Origin of the sequence: Pradoshia sp. (assembly GCF_051873915.1) — a bacterium.
In the GTDB taxonomy this organism is placed as follows: domain Bacteria; phylum Bacillota; class Bacilli; order Bacillales; family Pradoshiaceae; genus Pradoshia.
On sequence record NZ_JBJEFJ010000181.1, the window covers coordinates 1 to 5,728 of the forward strand.

Below are 5,728 nucleotides of genomic sequence, written 5' to 3' on the forward strand. Positions count from 1 at the left end.
GATTGTATAAGTCGTGCAAACCAAATGATAGGTCTACCTTTTTGACTAGGGAGGTGCATGAAACATCATCCAAAGGATACTGAAATCTATTTGAAGGATGGCATTGCAGTGAAAAAAACGTAAATTAAGCAGCTGTTTGCGGCGTGTATTTTTCAAAGCATTTAACATACAAGAGTCTTGCGTAACAGAAGCCAGGCTGAGATGGTAAATTGCAGTCATTCAATTCGAAGCCGATTAGCTTGTAACTGAATGTGAAAGAATAGAAGAGAGGTATGGTATACTTTTGATACATGACAATTTTGAAGAAGAGGTGATCAAATGGCGCTTACAGAGAGAGAAGACATAATCTTGCAGGATTTGAAGATGTGGGAAAGTGATATGCGGTCCGATGAACCGACCGACTTTGAAGCCTATTATGATCGTTTGATTGAAAGCATGTTTACGCTTTTGCCAGAATCGACACAGGAGGAATTCTTTGCAAAGCTTGATAACTGGCTCTTCCATCTACATTCTATGATTCATGAATCCCAGTTCCAGGCTGATGCAAGAGACCGGATTCTGAAGAATGCTCGTGTGTTCGATGAACGCATCAAGGATATTCAGGACCTCCGGGAGATGCCGGTTGACCGGCTGATCTATATCGCTGAGCAGCAAATGGCCCGCCATAGGATGTATTCACTAGTACAAGGCGGTATTTCAGCTGCTAATGGTGGATGGGCACTCGCGGCTGATTTGCCGGCACAAATGGTTATTAATTTGCGCAGTATCCAGCTGATTGGCTTATCCTATGGATATGACATCAGTACGCCTTATGAAACAGCCCTGTCATTGAAGGTGTTCCATGCCGGGACCATGCCAAAGCGCATGCAGAAATATTTCTGGGATGATCTTATGGAAGATTTAGAGAAGCCTTCTGATTATTTCTATGAGGGAGAAGAGATGAGCAATGTATTCTGGCTGGACCAGCCTATCAAGCAATTGATGAAGGTGCTCGCCATTTATTTCTTCCGTAAGCAGATGCTAAAGGGTGTACCAATCATCAGTCTTGCCATCGGCAGCCAGGCGAATTACCGTCTGACCAAGAATGTAACAGCTTTTGCGAATCAATTCTATAAATACCGCTATTTAAGAGATAAAGAAAGCGAATGAATGATATGGTGAGCTGCTCTAGTACATACATTCATAAGAAAGAAGCCCCAAAGGCCGTGCGTTGCAAAATCATTACCGTCAGTGACACGAGAGACTTGGATTCAGATAAGAGCGGGCAGCTGATGGAGCAATTGCTGACCGCTGCCGGCCATGAAGTTGTCAGCCGGGAAGTCGTCAAAGATGAAGTTGAGCAAATCCAGAGGGCTGTTCTTGAGGGCTGCAGGCACAGCGAGGTTGATTGCGTGCTTACAAATGGAGGCACGGGCATTGCAAAGCGTGATGTGACGATAGAGGCTTTATCCGCTTTATACGAGAAGGAGATTCCTGGATTCGGTGAATTATTTCGCATGCTTAGCTACCAGGAGGATATCGGCTCTGCCGCAATCCTTTCAAGAGCGAGCGCAGGTGTGATATTCGGTACTCCTGTGTTTTCAACACCGGGTTCAAGCGGTGCCGTCCGTTTGGCCATGAATAAATGTATCATTCCGGAACTCGGGCATATCATGCATGAGATCAGGAAAGACCGATGAACCGTTCCAATGATGGAGCGGTTTTTTCATTTCGTTTTGGGATCAACGATGGGGTTTACTTGTAAGCTCTTCATTGGTACGGAAATATATCCAAAGATCATTAATGCATGAGGCAAGTTCAGAGATTTCATCATTTAATGTGCAGGATTTCTCGAAATTCTCTTCCTCGTTCAGCTCACTTAATTTATCATTAATTTTCCCCTCAAGCTCCTTCACTCGGTCTGGTATCGTTCCCCTGATTTCTTCCCAGCGAAGGAGGATGGCAGATTGATCTTTCTCTGTATAGCTGTCCCAATCGTACTCAAGTCTTGGAATATCAATACCTAATCTTTTATCATGAACGAAGTATGTTTCCATGTTTGACGGATTCCTCCTTTTATTAGCTCCTCCCTTATTGTATACAAATGTCCGCTGATTAACGATAAACCTCCATGATTATTTCGCGGTGTACGTACACTTTGCCTTCTCCTTCTGAATAAAAAATTAGTAATTTTCAAAATAAATACTTGAAAAAGGATTTCAGGATTGATATAGTGTATATCATATTAATTGCATAAAAACATATAATAATGAATAAATATACAAAATACATCGGAGGGAACAGGAACATGACAAAGGAGAAAGTAGTTCTTGCCTATTCAGGCGGTTTGGATACATCAGTTGCGATTTCATGGTTGAAAGAGAAGGGGTATGACGTAGTAGCCTGCTGCTTGGATGTCGGCGAGGGGAAAGACTTAGAATTTATAAAGGACAAAGCCCTCAAGGTAGGAGCTTGCACTTCCTATGTTATAGATGCAAAGGAAGAGTTCGCGAAGGAATTTGCGTTAGTTGCTTTGCAGGCACATGCATTGTATGAGGGGAAATACCCGCTTGTCTCAGCTCTCTCAAGACCGTTGATTGCAAAGAAGCTTGTTGAGGTAGCAGAGAAGGAGAATGCGGTTGCCGTTGCCCATGGCTGTACGGGTAAAGGAAATGACCAAGTACGTTTCGAGGTATCTATCCAAGCGTTGAATCCAGAACTGAAGGTGCTAGCGCCAGTTCGTGAGTGGAGCTGGTCACGTGAAGAGGAAATTCAATATGCGAAGGAAAATAATATTCCCATTCCAATTAATTTAGACAGTCCATATTCCATTGACCAAAACCTATGGGGACGCAGCAATGAATGCGGTGTTTTAGAAGACCCTTGGGCTGCACCGCCAGAGGGTGCCTATGATCTGACATGTCCATTAGAGAATACACCTGATGTGCCTGCTATGGTTGAAATTACTTTTAAAGAAGGGGTTCCAGTCGCATTGAACGGAAAGGAATATCCTTTATCCCAATTGATTCTTACACTTAATGATTTAGCCGGAAAGCATGGTGTTGGACGAATTGACCATGTTGAGAACCGTCTTGTCGGAATCAAATCAAGGGAAGTATATGAATGCCCCGGTGCCGTGACATTGATTAAGGCACATAAAGAATTGGAAGATTTGACAATGGTGAAGGAATTGGCTCATTTCAAACCTGTTATTGAGAAGAAATTAACGGAGCTTATTTATGAAGGCTTATGGTTCTCGCCTCTTAAGGATTCATTGCTTGCCTTCTTGAAGCAGTCGCAAACCCATGTCACAGGGGTTGCGCGTGTGAAGCTGTTCAAAGGGCATGCAATTGTAGAAGGACGTAAATCTGAGTATTCTCTTTATGATGAGAATTTAGCCACCTATACATCAGCTGATGAGTTTGACCATACAAGTGCGGTTGGATTTATCAATTTATGGGGCTTGCCAACAAAAGTAAACAGCCAAGTGCATCTCCAAAAGAAGGTGACAGTGTGAAGAAGCTTTGGGGCGGAAGATTCACGAAAACAGCTGAAGAATGGATTGATTCCTTCGGTGCTTCCATCTCATTTGACCAAGAACTGGTGATGGAGGACATCGAAGGCAGCCTGGCACATGTGAAAATGCTGGGTGCCTGCGGAATCATTACGAAGGAAGAGGAAGAATTAATTGAAGGAGGGCTCTCTTCCTTGAAGGCGAAAGCTGAGAAGGGGGAACTCTCCTTTTCCATTGATTATGAGGACATTCATTTAAATCTTGAAAAGCTATTGATTGACGAAATCGGACCGGTTGGAGGCAAGCTACATACGGCGAGAAGCCGGAATGATCAAGTGGCAACCGATATGCATCTTTATTTGCGCGGCCAGGTGGAAGAAATCATTGCCACGATTGAAGAGTTTCAGAAAACATTGGTTGATACGGCTGACAAGCATGTGGAAACCGTTGTGCCTGGATATACTCATTTGCAGCGGGCACAGCCCATTTCACTCGGCCACCACTTCATGGCGTATTTCTGGATGCTTGAGCGGGATAAAGGCCGGCTTAAGGACAGCCTGAAGAGAATTAATCTTTCCCCGCTTGGTGCAGGTGCTCTCGCAGGGACTACCTTCCCGATTGACCGTCATATGACCGCTGAGCTGCTCGGGTTTGACGGGATATATGAAAACAGTTTAGATGCTGTGAGCGACCGAGACTTCATTGCGGAATTTCTTCATAATGCCTCCATCTTGATGATGCATCTCTCCCGCTTCAGTGAGGAAATTATTTTGTGGTCAAGCCAGGAATACCGTTTCATTGAGCTGGATGATACATTTTCAACTGGGTCGAGCATCATGCCGCAGAAGAAAAACCCGGATATGGCCGAATTAATTCGGGGGAAAACAGGCCGTGTGTATGGCAATGCAGTTGGTCTGATGACTCTCTTGAAGGGACTGCCTCTTGCCTACAATAAAGATATGCAGGAGGACAAGGAAGGGATGTTCGACACGGTTACAACGGTTAAGGGGTCGCTCAAGATCTTTAACGGGATGATTGCCACGATGAAAGTCAATACAGCTGTCATGAAGGAAGCTGTTTATCAGGACTTCTCAAATGCAACGGAGCTGGCTGATTATTTGGCGGCGAAGGGAATTCCGTTCAGGGAAGCCCATGAGATTGTCGGGAAGCTCGTGCTTCATTGCATTCAGCAGGGCTGCTATTTGCTTGATCTGCCGCTTTCTGCGCTTAAAGAGGCCTCTCCGCTCATCGAGGAGGATATCTATGAAGCCTTAAAGCCTGAGGAAGCTGTGCGCAGACGAAACAGTGCAGGCGGGACAGGATTTACGCAAGTATCTGCTGCTATTGAGAAGGCAAGGGAATTGTTGAAGTAATACTTATTGAAGCATTTAATGTTGAAGGTTTTTACGAAACAGGTGGAAAATGGATAGGCTTTCCGTTTGATTTCCCAATTAAGAGCTGTGTTCAGCTCTTTTTTTGATATTCCATGAATGAGAAGTATTTCTGTAGTGGAATAAAATGTCATATGAAATGAAAGAAGAGTGATTCCTTATCTAAGAGAGGGCGTTATGCCTGAGAACTTTTCGCCCACTTACTTACTCGTTCATCGCTCATTACGTTCCTAGTCAATCTTCAAAATCTCAATGGCTTATTCTGAGGAAACGATTGTGGAGTTTGATGTGTAGTAGAAATGACAATGGTTACAAACAATTATAAAAAGTGAAAAAACTACTACAATTTAAATAAGAAAAATGATACGATAGATTTAGAAATTGATATTGTCTCGCATGTGACTGATACGATCAGGCATGGTGGTAAATCACTAGGCTGCTAGTAGCCTAGTGATAATTCCGCCATGCCTTTTTTGTGCAATGGGATGAAAAAGACTCGATATTACTTTTATACAGAAAGGGGCAATCAAGAATGGCTTTTGGATTATTTAAGAAAAAAGGGGTAGATTTGTTGGCACCGTTAAACGGTACGATTATTCCTCTTGAGGAGGTTCCCGATCCGGTATTCAGCCAAAAAATGATGGGGGAGGGTGTGGCAATTCAACCTACAGGCGGACATGTGTATGCGCCATTTAGTGGAGAAATTATTATGATTACCCCTACTAAACACGCTATTGCGATTCGGTCTAAATCTGGTGTTGAAGTATTGATACATATAGGTCTTGAAACAGTTTCCTTAAAAGGAGAAGGGTTCAAGCTCGCCGTTAAGGAAGGTGAGCACGTT

The 5,728-nt window shown here is 43.6% G+C and carries 6 protein-coding genes; 5 read left to right on the plus strand and 1 reads right to left on the minus strand.

Going from position 1 to position 5,728, the window contains the following annotated elements:
• Positions 1-318: 318 nt before the first annotated feature.
• Positions 319-1,149: an EcsC family protein gene (locus ACI35L_RS15945; protein ID WP_049669872.1), complete on the plus strand. Its 831-nt coding sequence runs from the start codon at positions 319-321 to the stop codon at positions 1,147-1,149.
• Positions 1,146-1,679, plus strand: a complete 534-nt coding sequence (locus ACI35L_RS15950; RefSeq protein WP_231589477.1) for a MogA/MoaB family molybdenum cofactor biosynthesis protein — start codon at positions 1,146-1,148, stop codon at positions 1,677-1,679. Before ACI35L_RS15945 ends, ACI35L_RS15950 begins: the two co-directional genes overlap by 4 nt.
• 42 nt (positions 1,680-1,721) lie before the next feature.
• Here the strand turns inward: ACI35L_RS15950 and ACI35L_RS15955 are convergent, their stop codons facing one another.
• A complete protein-coding gene (locus ACI35L_RS15955; protein ID WP_049669873.1) occupies positions 1,722-2,036 on the minus strand; it encodes a hypothetical protein in 315 nt (104 codons plus the stop codon).
• Positions 2,037-2,287: 251 nt separating this feature from the next.
• Between ACI35L_RS15955 and ACI35L_RS15960 the strand changes: the two genes are divergently transcribed.
• From ACI35L_RS15960 to ACI35L_RS15970, 3 genes are all read left to right on the plus strand, one after another.
• Positions 2,288-3,496 (plus strand): argininosuccinate synthase, encoded by a 1,209-nt coding sequence (locus ACI35L_RS15960; RefSeq protein ID WP_049669874.1) that lies wholly within the window; start codon positions 2,288-2,290, stop codon positions 3,494-3,496.
• Positions 3,493-4,866 (plus strand): argininosuccinate lyase, encoded by a 1,374-nt coding sequence (argH, locus tag ACI35L_RS15965; RefSeq protein ID WP_049669875.1) that lies wholly within the window; start codon positions 3,493-3,495, stop codon positions 4,864-4,866. The genes ACI35L_RS15960 and argH overlap by 4 nt, the downstream gene beginning before the upstream one ends.
• A 550-nt stretch (positions 4,867-5,416) precedes the next feature.
• Positions 5,417-5,728 (plus strand): PTS sugar transporter subunit IIA (locus tag ACI35L_RS15970; RefSeq protein WP_439803292.1); only part of this gene is annotated, 312 nt, incomplete at its 3' end.

Excerpts from the sequence above, each read along its gene's own strand:
- ACI35L_RS15945 (WP_049669872.1), top strand. The coding sequence starts at position 319 with ATGGCGCTTACAGAGAGAGAAGACATAATCTTGCAGGATTTGAAGATG.
- ACI35L_RS15950 (WP_231589477.1), top strand. The coding sequence starts at position 1,146 with ATGAATGATATGGTGAGCTGCTCTAGTACATACATTCATAAGAAAGAA.
- ACI35L_RS15955 (WP_049669873.1), bottom strand. The coding sequence starts at position 2,036 with ATGGAAACATACTTCGTTCATGATAAAAGATTAGGTATTGATATTCCA.
- ACI35L_RS15960 (WP_049669874.1), top strand. The coding sequence starts at position 2,288 with ATGACAAAGGAGAAAGTAGTTCTTGCCTATTCAGGCGGTTTGGATACA.